Annotated in this window: 15 protein-coding genes and 1 pseudogene; 13 read left to right on the plus strand and 3 right to left on the minus strand. The window is 61.3% G+C overall.

Features of this window, described 5'->3' with window-relative positions:
• Window position 1: 1 nt before the first annotated feature.
• On the minus strand, window positions 2-1,672 hold the full coding sequence (locus IEX27_RS08145) for a thiamine pyrophosphate-requiring protein (RefSeq protein WP_188720516.1): 1,671 nt from the start codon (window positions 1,670-1,672) through the stop codon (window positions 2-4).
• A gap of 247 nt (window positions 1,673-1,919) precedes the next feature.
• Here IEX27_RS08145 and IEX27_RS08150 point away from each other — a divergent pair, with 247 nt between their 5' ends.
• From IEX27_RS08150 to IEX27_RS08165, 4 genes are all read left to right on the plus strand, one after another.
• Window positions 1,920-2,939: a TRAP transporter substrate-binding protein gene (locus IEX27_RS08150; RefSeq protein ID WP_188720518.1), complete on the plus strand. Its 1,020-nt coding sequence runs from the start codon at window positions 1,920-1,922 to the stop codon at window positions 2,937-2,939.
• 170 nt (window positions 2,940-3,109) lie between these two features.
• Window positions 3,110-3,610, plus strand: a complete 501-nt coding sequence (locus IEX27_RS08155) for a TRAP transporter small permease (protein ID WP_188720520.1) — start codon at window positions 3,110-3,112, stop codon at window positions 3,608-3,610.
• A complete protein-coding gene (locus tag IEX27_RS08160; protein ID WP_188720522.1) occupies window positions 3,607-4,902 on the plus strand; it encodes a TRAP transporter large permease in 1,296 nt (431 codons plus the stop codon). Before IEX27_RS08155 ends, IEX27_RS08160 begins: the two co-directional genes overlap by 4 nt.
• 4 nt (window positions 4,903-4,906) lie before the next feature.
• On the plus strand, window positions 4,907-5,365 hold the full coding sequence (locus tag IEX27_RS08165; protein ID WP_188720524.1) for a DUF3237 domain-containing protein: 459 nt from the start codon (window positions 4,907-4,909) through the stop codon (window positions 5,363-5,365).
• A 34-nt stretch (window positions 5,366-5,399) separates the two neighbouring features.
• On the opposite strand, the gene IEX27_RS08170 is transcribed toward IEX27_RS08165, so the two are convergent.
• Both IEX27_RS08170 and IEX27_RS08175 read right to left on the minus strand, forming a co-directional pair.
• Window positions 5,400-6,860 (minus strand): aldehyde dehydrogenase, encoded by a 1,461-nt coding sequence (locus IEX27_RS08170; protein ID WP_188720526.1) that lies wholly within the window; start codon window positions 6,858-6,860, stop codon window positions 5,400-5,402.
• Between the two features lie 109 nt (window positions 6,861-6,969).
• A complete protein-coding gene (locus IEX27_RS08175) occupies window positions 6,970-7,695 on the minus strand; it encodes a GntR family transcriptional regulator (protein ID WP_188720528.1) in 726 nt (241 codons plus the stop codon).
• A gap of 258 nt (window positions 7,696-7,953) precedes the next feature.
• On the opposite strand from IEX27_RS08175, the gene IEX27_RS08180 reads away from it, so the two are divergent.
• The 9 genes and pseudogenes from IEX27_RS08180 (at window position 7,954) to IEX27_RS08215 (ending at window position 15,627) form a co-directional block, all read left to right on the plus strand.
• A complete protein-coding gene (locus IEX27_RS08180) occupies window positions 7,954-8,826 on the plus strand; it encodes an alpha/beta fold hydrolase (protein WP_188720529.1) in 873 nt (290 codons plus the stop codon).
• Window positions 8,827-9,009: 183 nt separating this feature from the next.
• Window positions 9,010-10,215, plus strand: coding sequence for an ABC transporter substrate-binding protein (locus IEX27_RS08185; RefSeq protein WP_188720531.1), 1,206 nt, complete (start codon window positions 9,010-9,012; stop codon window positions 10,213-10,215).
• A 107-nt stretch (window positions 10,216-10,322) separates the two neighbouring features.
• Entirely contained in the window at window positions 10,323-10,634 is a 312-nt protein-coding gene (locus IEX27_RS08190) for a DUF1330 domain-containing protein (protein WP_188720533.1), read from the plus strand.
• Window positions 10,631-11,398, plus strand: a complete 768-nt coding sequence (locus tag IEX27_RS08195; RefSeq protein ID WP_210315513.1) for an ABC transporter ATP-binding protein — start codon at window positions 10,631-10,633, stop codon at window positions 11,396-11,398. The genes IEX27_RS08190 and IEX27_RS08195 overlap by 4 nt, the downstream gene beginning before the upstream one ends.
• Window positions 11,388-12,101 carry an ABC transporter ATP-binding protein gene (locus IEX27_RS08200; protein ID WP_188720535.1) on the plus strand — a complete coding sequence of 238 codons (714 nt, stop codon included), beginning with the start codon at window positions 11,388-11,390 and terminating at the stop codon, window positions 12,099-12,101. Before IEX27_RS08195 ends, IEX27_RS08200 begins: the two co-directional genes overlap by 11 nt.
• A 6-nt stretch (window positions 12,102-12,107) precedes the next feature.
• A pseudogene (locus IEX27_RS21340) lies at window positions 12,108-13,016 on the plus strand (branched-chain amino acid ABC transporter permease); the annotation flags it as partial.
• A gap of 132 nt (window positions 13,017-13,148) precedes the next feature.
• Window positions 13,149-14,045: a branched-chain amino acid ABC transporter permease gene (locus IEX27_RS21345; RefSeq protein WP_244630304.1), complete on the plus strand. Its 897-nt coding sequence runs from the start codon at window positions 13,149-13,151 to the stop codon at window positions 14,043-14,045.
• Window positions 14,042-14,797, plus strand: coding sequence for an SDR family NAD(P)-dependent oxidoreductase (locus IEX27_RS08210; RefSeq protein ID WP_244630287.1), 756 nt, complete (start codon window positions 14,042-14,044; stop codon window positions 14,795-14,797). The genes IEX27_RS21345 and IEX27_RS08210 overlap by 4 nt, the downstream gene beginning before the upstream one ends.
• A 32-nt stretch (window positions 14,798-14,829) precedes the next feature.
• Window positions 14,830-15,627, plus strand: coding sequence for an SDR family NAD(P)-dependent oxidoreductase (locus IEX27_RS08215; RefSeq protein WP_188720538.1), 798 nt, complete (start codon window positions 14,830-14,832; stop codon window positions 15,625-15,627).
• Window positions 15,628-16,091 lie beyond the last annotated feature (464 nt).

The raw sequence follows: 16,091 nt of genomic DNA on the forward strand, positions 1-16,091 counted from the left end.
GTCAGGTGAAGCTATGGTATCGCGAGGCCGCAAGTTCCTTGCAGGTAATGAATTCCAGCAACACCGGAACCCCTCTTTGCGTCTGCTCGATACCACGTCTTATGGCTGGCACAATGTCTTCGGGCCGGGTTATCCTCTCCCCATAACCGCCCAGGGCTGCGGCAAACTGTGCATAGTTGCCGGAGATATCGGTCGCCCTGTACTTCTTCGTTGCCGCCTCCATGATGGGCAGTTCCATGGCCATGCTGAAGTTGTTTAGCAAAACGGAGAGGATCGGGATCCGCTCGCGCACGGCCGTCTCGAAATCCATGCCGGTAAAGCCGATCGCAGCGTCGCCCCACACGTTGATGCAGAGCTTTTCAGGATGGGCGAGCTTTGCGCCCATCGCGAGGCCCAGCCCGTAGCCCAGCTGCGTGGTCTTGCCCCAGCCAATGTATGTAAGCGGCTCTTTCGAGACCCAGAAGGGTGAGAGCTGGTCGCGCGGACTGCCCGCATCATGGGTGATGATCGTGTTCGCCACGTCCACCGTCTTCTGAAGGTCCCACAGGACACGGTAAGGCGAAAGCGGAGCTTCGTTCGAGGTGAGCTTCGGCATCCACTCCTTCAGCCATGCCGCCCGCACGCGGGCGATTTCGTCAGCCACATAGGTCCAGGACCTCGGGGAGGTTCCGCGCCTCTCCAGTTCCGCCAGCATCGCTTCAAGGATGAGGGCTGCATCGCCCACCAGAGCGACCTCCGCCTCGATGTCCTTGTTGATGTGATCGGCGGCGAGCGTGCCGTGGATCACGCGCTTGCCGCGCGGCATGGCGACGCCGAAGGACGTCTCGGTGAACGAACAGCCGATGCCGAAGATCACGTCTGACTGATCGAGGAACTGCCGGACGGCAAGCGGCACCGCCGCTCCACCGGCGCCGAGTGCCAGCGGGTGATCCTCGGGAAAGGCGCTCTTGCCTTCAAGGCTGGTGCAGACCGGGATAGCCAGCCGCTCCGCCAGCGCCCGCAGCTGGGGCCAGGCCTTGGCGTAGTGGATGCCCTGCCCCGCATAAAGAACGGGCTTTCTCGCCTCCAGAAGCAGGTCCACGGCAGCAACAACCGCTTTTGGATCCGGACCGCTGCGGGTGGTCACCACAGGCCGGTAGTTCAGCGGCCCAGGCACCTCTTCGTTCCAGATGTCGTTCGGAATTTCGACCAGCACCGGCGCCTTCACGCCATTGCGCAGACGCGAGAACGCGCGACGAAGGATGTTTGGTATGTCGGCTGGAACGTTGATCGGCTCGGCGGACTTGGTGACGTCCCGCATGGAAATCGACGCATTGTAGTTGGGCTCTATATGCGCGAGCCGCCGCGGATAACCGCCAGGCATCACCAGGACGGGGACGGACTCTCCATAGGCCTGCGCAATGCCGCCGTAGGAGTTTTCCGTGCCGGGCCCGAGCTGCATGACGAACACGCCGATCTTCTCGCCGGAACTCAGGCGCGAGATGGCATCGGCCATGTGGATGCCGGTGCGCTCCTGCCGCACGATGATCGGCCTCACGTCAGCTTCGGCGGCATGTTCGAGCAGATGATTGACCGGATAGCCAATCACCATCTCCACTCCCTCGCGCTTCAATATTTCAATGATGGCTTCCCCGACCTTCACCCGTTTCTCCTCCCATGGCGAATGTGGCATTGCAGTATGATCGCTTTAATGGGTGATTGTCCATCCGTGTATGCACGATCACTGTTTCACATCATTTCGAATGAACTACGCAACGAACCTTGCGGACAGGATTAACTCGCATCAAAACTAGGGAGTTGACCAATCTTTCCGGAGAGACTTGTGTATATCAGTATCCTGTGCTGATATTTGCGGGTGAAGACTTTCACAATAGGTTCGCGGGATGTGTGGAGGAATGCACTCGCGACGGGGAGGAAGAATGTATACACGAATTGTTTCTGCAATGGCACTTGCCCTTGCATCTGCGCATTCCGTGCATGCCGCTGAAGTCGAGCTTACACTTTCCCACTGGGTGCCCGGCACGCATCCACTTCAGGTGCTCGGCATGGAACCATGGGCCGAGTCCATCAAGGAAGCTTCTAACGGCCGCATCGAGATCACCATCTATCCGGCCATGCAGCTGGGTGCTGCCGCCGACCACTATGACATGGCGCGCGACGGCGTCGTCGACATCGGCTTCATCAATCCCGGCTACCAGCCTGGACGATTCCCGATCCTGGCGGCTGCGGAACTTCCCTTCCTGTTCGCCAATGCCAAGGCTGGTGTTGCGGCGCTGACGGAATGGTACAAGCCCTATTCCGAAAAGGAGATGGCCGACACCTATTTCTGCATGGCGCTGAGCCATGACCCGGGCACGTTCCACAGCACCTCGCAGATCCTGGTGCCGGAAGACGTGAAGGGCAAGAACGTGCGTCCGGCAAATGCCACGGAAGCGCGTTTCGTGAACCTGCTTGGCGGTGCTTCCGTCCAGGTCTCGGCAGCGGAAAGCCGCGAAGTGCTCGCCAAGGGTGCTGCGGAAATGACCCAGTCGCCGTGGGAATCCCTCTACATCTTCGGCGTGGATTCCATCGTCACCCACCACCTCGACATGCCGCTCTACGCCTCCATCAACGCGTTCATCTTCAACAAGGGCAAGCTCGACGGCATGTCCCCGGAGGATCGCAAGGTGATCGAAGATCACTGCACGCCGGAATGGGCGGAGAAGATGTCTTCGGGCTGGGCCGACGCGGAAGCAAAGGGCCGCGAGAAGATCGCCGCCGATCCGAAACACACGATGCACAAACCCGATGAAGCACAGGTGCAATTGTGGAAGGACGCGGCCGCACCGCTGACCGATGAGTGGAAAGCCACCATCAGCAAGACCGGGGCAGATCCGGAGCCGATGCTTGAAGGGCTGATTACTGCCCTGAAAGAGCGCAACTCCTACGCGGGCGAATAAGCCTACGGGCACTGCTTGCCCTTCACAGGAGCCCATCACCGCCTGTCACGGCATATGCCGTGGCAGGCACATCAGGATGTGTCTTCCGAGACAAGGGCAAGTATTCGCCACCCACAGTCTCGATTTCCCGACGAAGATTGCACTTCCGCGCTGGTGACACGGAGAAGAGCATGAAGAATATCCTGGAACGGTTCTGCACCAGCGTCGAGCTGGTTGCAGGCATTCTGCTGGGACTCTGCACACTGCTCATCGTAGCCTCAACTGCCGGACGATACCTTTTTTCCTGGGCCGTGCCGGACGCTTTCGACATTTCGCGCCTGCTGATCGGTGCCTGCATCATGTGGGGCTTTGCCTCCGTATGCTACCGGGGCGGGCAGATCGCAGTCGATATAGTCTGGGAGATGCTTCCGCGCGCCGGCAAGATTGCGCTCGATCTGTTCGCCTGGGCTAGCCTGTTCTTCTTCACGATACTGCTCACGGCCATGACCTATACGCGCGTCGTCAGCGCCTTCAGAAGCAACGAAAGCACATTTGACCTGCGCATCCCTGTCTGGCCCATGCTGGGGCTGCTCTGGCTCGGCTGCGCGGCGAGCGTGATCACGCTCATCTTCGCCTTCGCCCGCGTGCGCGCCGGGCGTGATATCCATCTACCTTCGGAGCCACACGAATGAGCACAGGTGACCTGACCGCGATCATCGGGTTTATCGCGATGTTCGTGCTGATGGCGCTGCGCGTGCCCATCGGCATTGCCATGGGACTGGTCGGCGTCTTCGGGTTTGCCTCCGTGCGCGGTCTGATGCCGGCGCTCAACCTGCTGACGACCTCGCCGCTGCGCGTCGTCACCGATTTCAATCTGACGCTCGTTCCCTTCTTCGTGCTGATGGGCGTGTTCGCCACCAATTCGGGCATGTCGCGCGAACTTTTCCGGACCGGCAACGCATGGCTCGGCTCGCTTCGCGGTGGATTGGCGCTCGCCACGATCTCCGCCTGCGCAGGCTTTGCCGCGATCTGCGGAAGCTCCGTCGCAACAGCCGCAACGATGACCCGCATCGCCCTGCCAGAAATGCGCGCTGCGGGTTACCATGACGGCACATCCACGGGCATCGTAGCGGCGGGCGGTACACTCGGCATCCTGATCCCGCCTTCGGTGGTCATGGTGATCTACGCCTATCTGACCGAAACCGACGTGGGACAACTCTTCATCGCCGGCATCATACCCGGGCTGATGGCGACGCTGATGTACATGGCAGCCGTGGTGCTCGCCCATGGGAAGGGCCTGCCTTCCGGCACCCGCTTCGACCTTCGCGAAGCCATCCATTCGCTCAAGGATGTCTGGGCCGTCATCCTGCTCTTCATCGCCGTCATCGGCGTGATCTACATGGGTATCGCGACGCCAACCGAAGCCGCCGCCGTCGGTGCGTTCACCACCATGATCATCGGAATCGCCCGCGGACGCCTCAACACGCGGAAGATCCTCGACAGCCTGGTAGAAGCGCTGCGGACCTCGGTGGTGCTCTATACGGTGCTGATCGGCGCGATGCTGTTTGGCTATTTCCTTGCCATCACGCAATCGCCCCAAAAGCTTACAAACCTGCTCGTGGCGCTCGATTTCGGACCCTATGGCACGCTGGCGCTCATCCTCATCGTCTTCCTGATCGCCGGGGCACTCATGGACGAGATGGCGATGATCGTCCTGCTCCTGCCGATCGTCTTCCCGGTCATCATGAAGCTCGGGTTCGACCCGGTATGGTTCGGTGTCATTCTTGTGACCTGCTGCCAGCTCGGCATGATCATGCCGCCAGTGGGTATCAATGTCTTCGTGATCAATTCCATAGCCAAGGACGTGAAGCTCACGACCATCTACCGTGGTGTCGGGCCGTTCATCATTACGGACATTCTCCGGCTGATCCTGCTCGTGATGTTCCCGGCCATCGTCCTCTGGCTGCCCATGACGATGCGGTGAGACCATGAACCCACCAGCTTTAAGACCGCTCTGCCAGATCCGCGCCGATCTCGGCACTCCCATGGAGCGAGGAAGCGGCAAGGGCGCGCGCTGGCGCACCATCCCGATCATCGGCGGGACAGTCGAGGGCGAGCGGCTTTCCGGGACTGTGATGAATCTCGGCGCCGACTGGCAGACGGTGCACGAGGACGGCTACGCCGAACTCGATACGCGCTACGCGATCGAAACGCATGACGGCGCGATCGTGGACGTGCGCAACTTCGGCATCCGGCACGGACCGGAAGAGGTGCTGGCGCGCATAGCGGCGGGCGAAACGGTCGATCCTGCGCTCTACTACATGCGCACCCACCCGCGACTGCACAGCGGCGACCCGCGCTATCAGTGGCTCAACCGCACCATCTTCATCGGCACCGGTCAGCGCCTGGCCAACAGCGTGCTGATCGAGATTTTCGAAGTGCTGTGAGGGCGGCGGCATTTCCGCCGCCTCACCAATTTACCTACGCCAGGTGGATCGTCTTGGTCTCGATGTAGTTCTCGAGGCCCTCGGGTCCGCCTTCCCGGCCCATGCCCGACTGCTTGTAGCCGCCGAAGGGATGCTTCGGGTCAACGATCATTGCGTTAACCGTCACGCTGCCGGTCCGCATGCGGCGCGCCACACGATAGCCGCGCTCCACGTCCGCGCTGAAGACTGCGCCACTCAGGCCGTATACCGTGTCATTCGCCTTGCGGACGGCGTCATCCTCATCCTTGTAGGTGATGACGGACACGACCGGCCCGAAGATCTCCTCCTGGAAGATCTTCATGTGCGGTTCGACATCGGTGAAGACCGTCGGTTCGATGAAATAGCCCCGGTCGATGCCCGCCGGACGGCCGCCGCCGCAGGCGATCCTGGCGCCTTCCTGACGGCCTGCCTGGATATAGCCTTCCACGCGGCGCAGCTGGCGCTCCATCGTAAGCGGGCCCATCTGCGTCTCGGGGCTGAACGGGTCGCCAACCTTGATCTGCGAGACCGCGCCCAGGAACATGTCGAGGAATTCCTGTTTACGCCTTTCGGGCACGAGGATGCGCGTCAGCGAGAAGCAAACCTGCCCGGTGATTGGCATCGAGTAAATCATCAGCCACGGCAGTGCTTTGGCGAAATCCGCATCGTCCAGCAGGACCGCGGCAGACTTTCCGCCAAGCTCCAGACTGACGCGCGCAAGCCGTTCCGAGCAGACGGCAGCGATGTGCTTACCGGCAGCCGTACTGCCCGTGAAGGCCACCTTGTCGATGCCCTTGTGGCGGACAAGATAGTCGCCGCTTTCGCGACCGGCCGGGACGAGGTTGAAGACGCCCTTCGGAATGCCGGCCTTCTCGATGCATTCGGCGAGGATGTAGGCTTCCAGCGGCGTCTCGGGCGAAGGCTTTGCCACCATGGTGCAGCCCGCGGCCAGCGCGGCCGAGACCTTGTAGGAAAGCAGCACGAGCGGCGCGTTCCATGGCGTGATCGCCGCGCAGACGCCGACCGGCTCCTTGACCACGCGCACCTTGCCGCCATCATCGCGGCTGCGCTCATCGACGAACGGGTAGGTTTCGGCGAGATCGGCATAGTAGTTGAAGAGCGTGGGGTTCTGCCCGACGAGCTTCTTCGTCAGCATGATGGGTGCGCCGACCTGCAGCGTCCAGGCGCCGGCGATATCATCCAACCGCTCCTCCAGAAGCGACGCAACCTTGCGGAGATAGCCTGCGCGTTCAGCCGAGCTCATGCGGGGCCACGGACCATTGTCGAAGGCTTCGCGGGCGGCGGCGACCGCGGCTTCCATGTCCGCCTCACTTGCCTCCGGGTAGCTGAAGAGCAGCTCTTCCGTGACCGGAGAGACCACGTCGAGGGTCTTGCCCGATTTCGGGGCGACCCATTCCCCATTGATGAAGAACCTGTCCGGCGCCTTCGGCGCGACGTCCCTGGCAACCACGTTCATGTCCGTCCTCCTCCAAAAGACTTTTTGCCGTCGATAGCGACGGCCAGTGTCATACGGCTCAGGCTGCCCGGCTCCTCCTCCGGTTGCGCAGCCCAGCCCCCTCAACACCCTAAGTTACAAGCGCCAGCCCAGGCAACTGCTTCATCAGGCTGCTGTCTTCCTTCAGCGCGTGCTCAAGATTGCTGCGCGTCAGGTTTGCATGGTCGCGCGCCAGTGCCTCCGCCCGCGTTCCTTCCCGCTTCGCTATGGCTTGGACGATGGCCCGGTGGTGTTCATGCGCCATACGCAGCGAATGATGCAGGAAGTCCGCCCGCTCCTGCAGGAAGGCTGACGGCGAGGCGAACGGCAGGCGCGCCGTGCGCTCCACCTCGCGCTTCACCATAGGACTGCCGCAGAGGCCGGCGAGCGCTTCATGAAAGGCTGCATTCAGTTCGCGGTAGCGGTCGAAATCAACATCGTTCCAGCCGGGACCGAAACAGGCGTCAAGCTGCTCAACGAGCGACTGGATGTGCGCCATGTCCGCCGGTGCAACGCCACGTTCAGCGGCAAGGCGAGCCGCCGTGCCCTCCATGACCCCCCGCAGCTCGATCGCATCCACCACATCGGCAAAGCTGAAGGTGCGCACCACGAAGCCGCCGCTGTTGACACGCTCCAACAGACCCTCTTCCGACAGGCGCAGAAGCGCCTCGCGCACAGGCGTACGCGAGATGTTGAGCATCTCCGTCAGCGGAACCTCGAACAGCCGCATGCCGGCAGCCAGTTCGCCGCTCAGGATCTTTTTCCTCAGCTCCGTCAAGGCGCGCATGGCGTGCGTTTTGCCGGTGTTCTGTTCCATGGATCAACTGCCCTTCTACGATGCTCCAAGTATACACTCAGCAGCCGGGGAAGCAATTTCATTTCGGCGACTTGATCCGCAACACCAACAGCAATTTCAACTAATTATAAGCGGTCAGTCCGTTGATACTTGTCGGAGAAGCAACTTCCTGTGAGGACGAGCTGTACACATGGAGGCTAATTCAGCGTCTTTGCTTCGACGGCACCCGCAAATGCTGTAACCTCGCAGATGAATCAGACGCGTTGGTGAGGAGTGACGATGCCCCTGTTCCCCGGCTTCAGCGAAGTGGATATCGAAACCGAGGGCGTGCGGGTTCACGCCCGTGTCGGCGGCAGCGGCGAGCCGCTGCTGTTGCTGCACGGTTATCCTCAGACCCATGCGATGTGGCATCCGATCGCCGCAGAACTCGCCCGAACCTACACCGTTGTGGCCGCTGACCTGCGCGGTTATGGCGAATCCGTCGCGCATGAGAAGGACTTTACCTTCCGCGCCATGGCCCGAGACCAGGTGCGGCTAATGGAGCAACTGGGGCACAAGCAATTCCATGTCGTCTCGCATGACCGGGGTGCGCGGACTGCGCACAGGATGGTGCTCGACCATCCCGCGAGCGTTAAGTCCCTCGTTCTGCTCGACATCCTGCCAACGGTGGAAGTCTGGCGGCTGATGGATGCCTGGCTCGCACGGAAATACTACCACTGGACCTTCCTGGCGCATCCAAGCGACATGCCCCAAAGGCTGCTCAACAGCGAACCGCTGACATATCTGCGCGCCACACTTGCAGGACTTGGCGGGCTCAACATCTTTGCGCCGGAAGCAATGGCCGAATACGAGCGGGCAGCGCAGAAGCCCAGTGTCGTCGAGGCCTGGTGCGGCGACTATCTGGCCGGCGCGACAACCGATCTCGATCATGATCGCGCCGACGTTGGCAGCATCAGCGATATTCCCTGCCTCGTACTCTGGGGAGACAAGGGCGTCGTGGGAAAGCAGGTCAATCCTCTGGAAACCTGGCGGCAATGGTTCGCAAATGTGAGCGGCCATGCGCTCGACACCGGGCATTTTCTGGTGGAAGAGAAGCCGGAAGAGGTTTTGGAAGCCGTGCGGCAGCACCTTGCGGCTGCAACAGCAGGCTGACCGGCAGAAGCGGAGCTCCCTACACGAAAGCCGCAGAGACCCGCCAGACGAACTCTAGTCTGTTAGGACGATGCTCCAAAACCCCTCCCGAGTGAAGCTTTTGAAAGCCCGGTTCCCAATGGGAACGTGCGAAAACAAGAGACACCAGGATAGGCCAACAGGTCTTATCGGGAGGGAAAAAGGATGGGAAAGAAACTTTTCGCAACCACCGCACTTGCTCTGCTGACGCTGGCTGCACCCGCGCTTGCAGCTGACGGCGTGATCAAGATCGGCGTGCTGAACGACCAGAGCACGTCTTTCTCGGCGCTCGGCGGTTCCGAGGTCGTGACTGCAACCGAGCTCGCCGTGAAGGATTACGGTGGCGAGGCGCTCGGCAAGAAGATCGAGATCATCTCCGCCGACCACCAGAACAAGCCGGAAGTCGGTCTCTCCATTGCGCGCCAGTGGATCGAGCAGGAGAACGTCGACGCCATCGTCGACATGGCGAACTCCGCGATCGCGCTCGGCGTCAACACGCTGATCGGCGAGAACAAGCGCGTTGGCCTCTTCGTTTCTCCGCTGACCGATCGTCCTACCGAAGCTGACTGCAACGGCTACGTCACCAGCTGGGCCTACGACGCCTACTCCACCTTCACCAGCCCGGTTAAGGCACTGTCGGCTGACGGCGTGAAGAAGTTCTTCATCCTGTCGCCGGACTACGAAGCCGGCAAGGTTCAGGAAGCCACCGTCGAGGACGCGATCAACGCTTCTGGCGGTGAGGTCATGGGCAAGGTTCGCGCTCCGCTCGGCACCACCGACTTCTCGTCCTACCTCCTTCAGGCGCAGTCCTCCGGCGCTGAGGCTCTCATCCTCAACGTCAACGGCCCGGAACTGGTCAACGCCATGAAGCAGGCGCAGGAATTCGGCCTCAAGGATCAGGGCATCCGTCTCGCTGCAGGCATCCTGCACCAGTCCGACGTTCGCGCGATCGGCGTTGAGGCACTGCAGGGCGTGCAGGTTGCTGTTCCGTGGTTCTGGAACCTCGACGACAACTCCCGCAAGTTCGGCGAAGACATGAAGGCGATCACCGGCAAGATGCCCGGCTGGGTTGCCGCAGGCGCCTACTCTGCCGTCTCGACCTACCTGAAGGCTGTAGACCAGGCTGGCACCGACGATGCCGACAAGGTTCTTGAAGCCATCCGCGGCATGGAGATCAACGACATGTTCGCGCACAACGCGAAGCTGTTCCCGAACGGCCGTCTGATCCACGACATGTTCCTCGCCGAGGTCAAGGCTCCGGCTGATGTCAAGGAAGGCGAGGACTACTTCAACCTCGTCGCGACTGTTCCGGCCACGGAAGCCTTCAAGCCGCTGTCCGAGACCGCATGCCCGCTGGTCAACAAGAGCTAAGGGCAAGCCCGTTTAGTCAATAATGCAGAGGCAGCGCCAGGCCACACGGCTTCGGCGCTGCCTCCGCCCATCCTCACAGATCGGTGCAAACCAGGTCGGGGCGAGCCATGCGCGGTTATATGATTTTTGAGATTGAGATCACGGATCAGGACGCCTGGGAAGAATACCGCAGGAAGGCTGGCCCGATGATGGCCGCCGCGGGCGGGAAGTTCCTGTTTGCGAGCCAGACGATCGAGCCTCTGGAGGGCGGCTGGAACCCTCCATCGATCTCCGTGGTGGAGTTTCCAAGCTTTGAGGCGGCACACGAATTCTACCATTCCGAAGCCTACAAGGAGATGATCGCCCTGCGCCAACGTGCAAGCCGCGGCCGAGGCATCCTCGTGGGCAGCAATCCACTTCCGGAGCCAACTACATCATGAACACGGTGCCCGAAGACTACATCATCGAAGCCCAAGGGCTATCCAAGCACTTCCACGGATTTGCCGCGGTACAGGACGTCAATCTCAAGATCCGCCGGCATTCCATCCACGCTCTGATCGGGCCGAACGGCGCCGGAAAGACCACTGTCTTCAACCTGCTGACCAAGTTTCTCCAGCCGACTGCCGGAACGATCCGCTTCAATGGCAGGGATATCACGAACGTGAAGCCCGCCGAGATCGCCCGGCAGGGGCTCGTCCGCTCATTCCAGATTTCGGCCGTCTTTCCGCGCATGACCGTGCGCGAGAACGTACGCATCGCGCTGCAGCGCAAGCTCGGCACGGCCTATCATTTCTGGAAAAGCGTGAGCACGCTCTCCGTACTGGACGACCGCGTCGACGAGTTGCTCGACTCCGTCGGCCTCCGTTCCTTCGCCGACTATAGCGCAGCCGAGCTCCCCTATGGCCGCAAGCGCGTGCTGGAGCTGGCCACGACGCTGGCGCTCGAACCCGAAATGCTGCTGCTCGACGAGCCCACCTCCGGCCTCGGCCATGAAGACGTGGACCGCGTGGCCGCACTCATCCGCAAGGTTTCCGCCAACCGCACCGTGCTGATGGTGGAACACAATCTCTCGGTCGTCTCGTCGCTTTCCGATCGGATCACGGTGCTCGCCGCCGGCCGCATCCTCGCCGAAGGCAATTACGAGACCGTTTCGCGCGATCCGCGCGTGATCGAGGCATATATCGGGGGTACCGATGACGAATAACAATACTCCCCTGCTGGAACTGAAGGATCTCCACGCCTGGTACGGGGAAAGCAAGGCTCTGCACGGCGTGAACTTCGGCATCCGCGAGGGTGAGGTTCTGACGCTGCTCGGACGCAACGGCGCGGGCAAGACGACGACGCTCCGCTGCATCATGGGTCTTCTGCGCCGCAAGACCGGTCAGATTCTGCTCAGCGGCGAGGACGTCACCAACCAGAATCCGGAAGGAATTGCCCAGCGCGGCATCGCCTATTGCCCGGAGGAGCGCGGCATCTTCTCCAGCCTCAACGTGGCCGAGAACTTCTACCTGCCACCGGTCATTGCACCGGGCGGCATGAAGGACGAAGAAATCTTCGAGCTCTTCCCCAACATCAAGCGTCGCTGGACCAGCCAGGGCACCAAGCTTTCAGGCGGTGAGCAGCAGATGCTGGCGATTGGCCGCATCCTGCGCACCGGCGCCAAGGTGCTGCTGCTGGATGAACCGACCGAAGGCCTTGCACCGGTGATCATCAAGCAGATCGCCACGGTCATCAGGGCGCTCAAGGCACGTGGCTTCACCATCATCCTGGTGGAACAGAACTTCCGGTTCGCCTCCAAGCTTGCCGACCGCTACTGCATCGTGGAGCACGGGCGCGTGGTGGAGACCTTCAGCCATGGTGAACTGGCTGACAATACCAAGAAAATTGAGGCCTACCTGGGAGTTTGATGCATCATGATGGAGCTTATCGGTGTTCCACCCGCCCTCTTGATGGGACAACTTCTTATCGGTCTCATCAACGGGTCTTTCTACGCAATGCTGAGCCTTGGCGTCGCCATCATCTTTGGCATGCTGCGGATCGGTAACTTCGTTCACGGCGCCCAGTACATGATGGGCGCCTTCGGCGCATGGTATCTGGTCAACCTGCCTGACCTGTTCCCGAGCCTCGGCCTGCCATCTCTCGGCTACTTCTGGGCGCTGATCCTTGTGCCGCTTGCAGTCGGTGCCATCGGCGCGCTGATGGAGTGGATCTTCATCCGCCGCGTCTATCACCTCGAACATGCCTACGGCCTTCTTCTGACGGTTGGTCTTGCGATGGTCATCGAGGGCCTGTTCAACGTGCGCTACGGCGCTGCCGGCCAGCAATACGGCGTGCCGGAGTTCTTCAAGGGCGGCACCAACCTCGGCTTCATGTTCTTGCCCTACTACCGCGCGTGGGTGATCGTGGTGGCCATTGCCGTCTGCTTTGGAACCTGGTTCCTGATCGAGCGCACGAAGCTGGGCGCCTATCTGCGCGCCGCCACCGAAAACCCTGATCTCGTCCGCGCGTTCGGCATCAATGTGCCGCGCATGCTGATGCTGACCTACGCTTTCGGCGTTGGCCTTGCGGGCTTTGCCGGGGTGATGGCCGCACCGATCTATCAGGTGGGTCCGCAAATGGGCCAGAACATCATCATCATCATTTTCGCGGTGGTGGTGATCGGCGGCATAGGCTCCATCTTCGGCGCGATCATCTCGGGCCTTATGCTCGGCGTGATCGAAGGTCTGACCAAGGTATTCTGGCCGGAAGCTTCCTCAACCGTGATCTTCGTGATCATGGCGATCGTGCTGGTGTTCCGCCCGGCCGGCCTGTTCGGCAAGGAAACCACTGCTCATGCGGTGACGGACCTCTCGTCCGGACGCAGCGGAAGTTTCCTTGAAAACGGCCGCATCTGGTTCTTCATTCTCGCTGCCATCGGCGTCGTGCTGCCCTTCACGGTCTACCCGATCTTCGCGATGAAGATCCTGTGCCTGGCGCTCTTCGCGCTCGCCTATAACCTGGTGTTCGGTTACGTCGGCCTGCTCGCCTTTGGTCACGCGGCCTTCTACGGTACGTCGGCCTATGTCACGGCTCATGCCGCTGCTGTCTGGGGTCTGCCGCCGGAGCTCTGCCTGCTGCTTGGCGTCGTGGCAGCCACGGCAATCGGTGCGCTGTTCGGTGCACTCGCCATCCGCCGTCAGGGTCTCTACTTCGCGATGATTACGCTGGCGCTTGCACAGATCGTCTACTTCTACGTGATCCAGGCGCCCTGGACGCACGGTGAAGACGGCATCCAGAACGTGCCGCGCGGCATGCTGTTCGGCCTCATCGACCTGCGCAACTCGATGAACATGTACTTCGTGACGCTCGTCGTGTTCCTCGCAGGCTTTGCCTTCGTCTACCGCATCATCAACTCGCCCTTCGGTCAGACGCTGAAGTCGGTCCGCGAGAACGAGCCGCGCGCCATTTCGCTCGGCTACTCGACGAACCAGTTCAAGCTGATCGCCTTCACCCTCTCGGCCATGCTGTCGGGTGTTGCGGGCGGCGTGAAGGCAATTGTCTTCCAGATCGCATCCATCTCGGACGTGTTCTTCATGACCTCTGCGGATGCGCTGCTGATGACGCTGATCGGTGGCGTCGGTACGCTGCTCGGCCCGGTCGTCGGCGCGGCGATCGTGGTGACGCTGCAGAACAAGCTCGCCTACTTCGGCGCCTGGGTAGTGGTGATGCAGGGCGCGATCTTCGTCCTCTGCGTGCTCTTCCTGCGCAAGGGCGTGGTCGGCACGCTGCAGGAATTCCTCGCCAATCGCGAGGCGCGCAAGCGTGTTGCGACTGAGGCTCCCGCCAAGGCTGAAACGAAGGTGGCGCAATGAGCAAGCCCTGCACGGTCGTCGTGGGAATGGGTCCCGGCCTTGGCCGGGCCCTCGTCAAGAAGTTCGCAGAGGAAGGCCACGCCGTGGCCTTCGTCGGACGGCGCGAGGCTGAAATCCGTCGCCATGAAGCGGAGCTCCGGGCCGAAGGGCTGGATGTTACCGGCTTTCCGGGCGATGCAGGTTCGCAGGAAAGCATGGCCAAGGTGTTCGACCAGATCCATGCCACCTACGGTTCACCCGAAGTGCTTATCTACAATGCCGCGCTGATCGAGCCCTCGCGCTTCGTGACTCCCTCCGGCAAGGCTGAAGTGAAGTATGGCACCGCCGATGGCTGGAACTCGCTCGGCGAGCCGGTCAGCGTCGATTACCTGAAGCACGCATTCAGCGTGAACGTGGCTGGCGCGCTTGACGCCGCGAAGAAAGTTGTGCCCGCAATGCTGGAGCGCGGACGCGGCACGATCCTGCTTACCGGCGGCGTTCTCGCGTTCGAGCCCTGGATCGAATGGGGCGTGACCTCGCTCAGCAAGGCGGCTCTCAGAAGCCTTGGACGCAGCCTCTACAAGGAGCTGAACGACAAGGGCATCCATGTCAGCACCATCGCCATCCACGGCACGATGCAGGCTGGTACGCCCTACGATCACGACCTCGTCGCGGCCGCCTACTGGGCGCTTCACCAGCAGCCGGCGGACAAATGGGAGGCGGAGTATCATTTCCGCGCCGACGAGGCGGACGGAAGCGATCCGGACGTTTGAGAAAGCATCGATATAAATTCTGAGGAGAAGCCATGCAGCAGATCAGGTTTGACGGAAAGCGCGCGCTGGTAACTGGCGGCGCGAGCGGCATCGGCGAAACCACGGCGAAGCTGCTGGCCGATCTCGGCGCCCGCGTGGTGCTGGCCGACATCAATGCCGATGGCCTGAAAGCTGCCATGCAGCGCACCGGAGCCGTAGGCGTGACCTCGGGCGATGTCGCCAACGAACAGGATGCCGAGCACATGGTCGACGATGCAGCCCGCATCCTCGGCGGGCTCGACCTGTTGTTCAACTCCGCCGGAATTGGCGATGATCTGGTCCCCGTCCACCAGCAGCCGGTGGATCGCTGGCAGCGCGTGCTCGATGTGAACCTCAAGGGCACCTATCTCATGTGCCGCAACGCCGGACGCATCATGGTGCCGCAGAAGCGCGGCGCGATTGTCAATGTAGCCTCGATCGTCGGCCTTGGCGCGTTCCCCGGCCGCTCGGCCTATGGAACGGCGAAGGCGGGCATCATGCACCTGACGGCGACGCTTGGCTGCGAGTGGGGTGCCGACGGCGTGCGCGTCAACGCGATTGCTCCTGCCTACACCAAAACGCCAATGGTGCGCGATCTGCTTGATCGCAAGATCTTCGATCCTACCAAGATAGAACGCCGCACGCCGCTTGGGCGCATGGGTCTGCCGGAGGAAATGGCCAAGGCCACCGCCTTCCTGCTTTCCGACTGGGCATCCTACATCACGGGCGTGACGCTGCCTGTCGATGGCGGCTGGAGCGCATTCGGTGGCGCAGGCGATGTTGCGCGTAACTTCGAACCGCAGGGGAAGTAAGCTCACCTGATCCGGTGAAGGGTGGCCCCGAGTGGTTCACCCTCCGACAAGCTCAGGAAGCTTCAAATGAGGGGATGGAGATCGACCAACTACCACAGCGTTCTCCACCTCAAGATAGCCGCAACGCATGCAGACTGCGACGCAACCTGCACAAACACCCTCATGGTGAGCTTGTCGAACCACGAGGGGTCCAGAGGGCTCATGTAGGTACTCACCTGGTCTTGACGCGGCTTTTAATCAAATATATACGGAGCCGATTTTTTAGATGTCCAGGAGAAAGCAATTCCGAGGAATTTGCCACGACGTACTTGGATCATTTGTCAGCCGCAACAATGATTTCAAAGGTTATTGGGCTTTAGGCCACTACGTTTCAATTCTCGAAAGCCTTGGCGAATGGTCCCTTCAACTCAGGCTGCAGCACGAGACTGAGACTTCTGATCATCGCGCTCTTGACGTATTGAAGC

Source organism: Nitratireductor aestuarii (genome assembly GCF_014641695.1).
GTDB classification, from domain to species: Bacteria; Pseudomonadota; Alphaproteobacteria; order Rhizobiales; family Rhizobiaceae; genus Chelativorans; species Chelativorans aestuarii.

What these genes read in the sequence shown, in the direction of transcription:
- IEX27_RS08145 (WP_188720516.1), bottom strand. Translation starts at nt 1,672, where the DNA reads ATGCCACATTCGCCATGGGAGGAGAAACGGGTGAAGGTCGGGGAAGCC.
- IEX27_RS08175 (WP_188720528.1), bottom strand. Translation starts at nt 7,695, where the DNA reads ATGGAACAGAACACCGGCAAAACGCACGCCATGCGCGCCTTGACGGAG.
- IEX27_RS08155 (WP_188720520.1), top strand. Translation starts at nt 3,110, where the DNA reads ATGAAGAATATCCTGGAACGGTTCTGCACCAGCGTCGAGCTGGTTGCA.
- IEX27_RS08215 (WP_188720538.1), top strand. Translation starts at nt 14,830, where the DNA reads ATGCAGCAGATCAGGTTTGACGGAAAGCGCGCGCTGGTAACTGGCGGC.
- IEX27_RS08180 (WP_188720529.1), top strand. Translation starts at nt 7,954, where the DNA reads ATGCCCCTGTTCCCCGGCTTCAGCGAAGTGGATATCGAAACCGAGGGC.
- IEX27_RS08170 (WP_188720526.1), bottom strand. Translation starts at nt 6,860, where the DNA reads ATGAACGTGGTTGCCAGGGACGTCGCGCCGAAGGCGCCGGACAGGTTC.
- IEX27_RS08185 (WP_188720531.1), top strand. Translation starts at nt 9,010, where the DNA reads ATGGGAAAGAAACTTTTCGCAACCACCGCACTTGCTCTGCTGACGCTG.
- IEX27_RS08190 (WP_188720533.1), top strand. Translation starts at nt 10,323, where the DNA reads ATGCGCGGTTATATGATTTTTGAGATTGAGATCACGGATCAGGACGCC.
- IEX27_RS08150 (WP_188720518.1), top strand. Translation starts at nt 1,920, where the DNA reads ATGTATACACGAATTGTTTCTGCAATGGCACTTGCCCTTGCATCTGCG.
- IEX27_RS21345 (WP_244630304.1), top strand. Translation starts at nt 13,149, where the DNA reads ATGAAGATCCTGTGCCTGGCGCTCTTCGCGCTCGCCTATAACCTGGTG.
- IEX27_RS08210 (WP_244630287.1), top strand. Translation starts at nt 14,042, where the DNA reads ATGAGCAAGCCCTGCACGGTCGTCGTGGGAATGGGTCCCGGCCTTGGC.
- IEX27_RS08200 (WP_188720535.1), top strand. Translation starts at nt 11,388, where the DNA reads ATGACGAATAACAATACTCCCCTGCTGGAACTGAAGGATCTCCACGCC.
- IEX27_RS08165 (WP_188720524.1), top strand. Translation starts at nt 4,907, where the DNA reads ATGAACCCACCAGCTTTAAGACCGCTCTGCCAGATCCGCGCCGATCTC.
- IEX27_RS08160 (WP_188720522.1), top strand. Translation starts at nt 3,607, where the DNA reads ATGAGCACAGGTGACCTGACCGCGATCATCGGGTTTATCGCGATGTTC.
- IEX27_RS08195 (WP_210315513.1), top strand. Translation starts at nt 10,631, where the DNA reads ATGAACACGGTGCCCGAAGACTACATCATCGAAGCCCAAGGGCTATCC.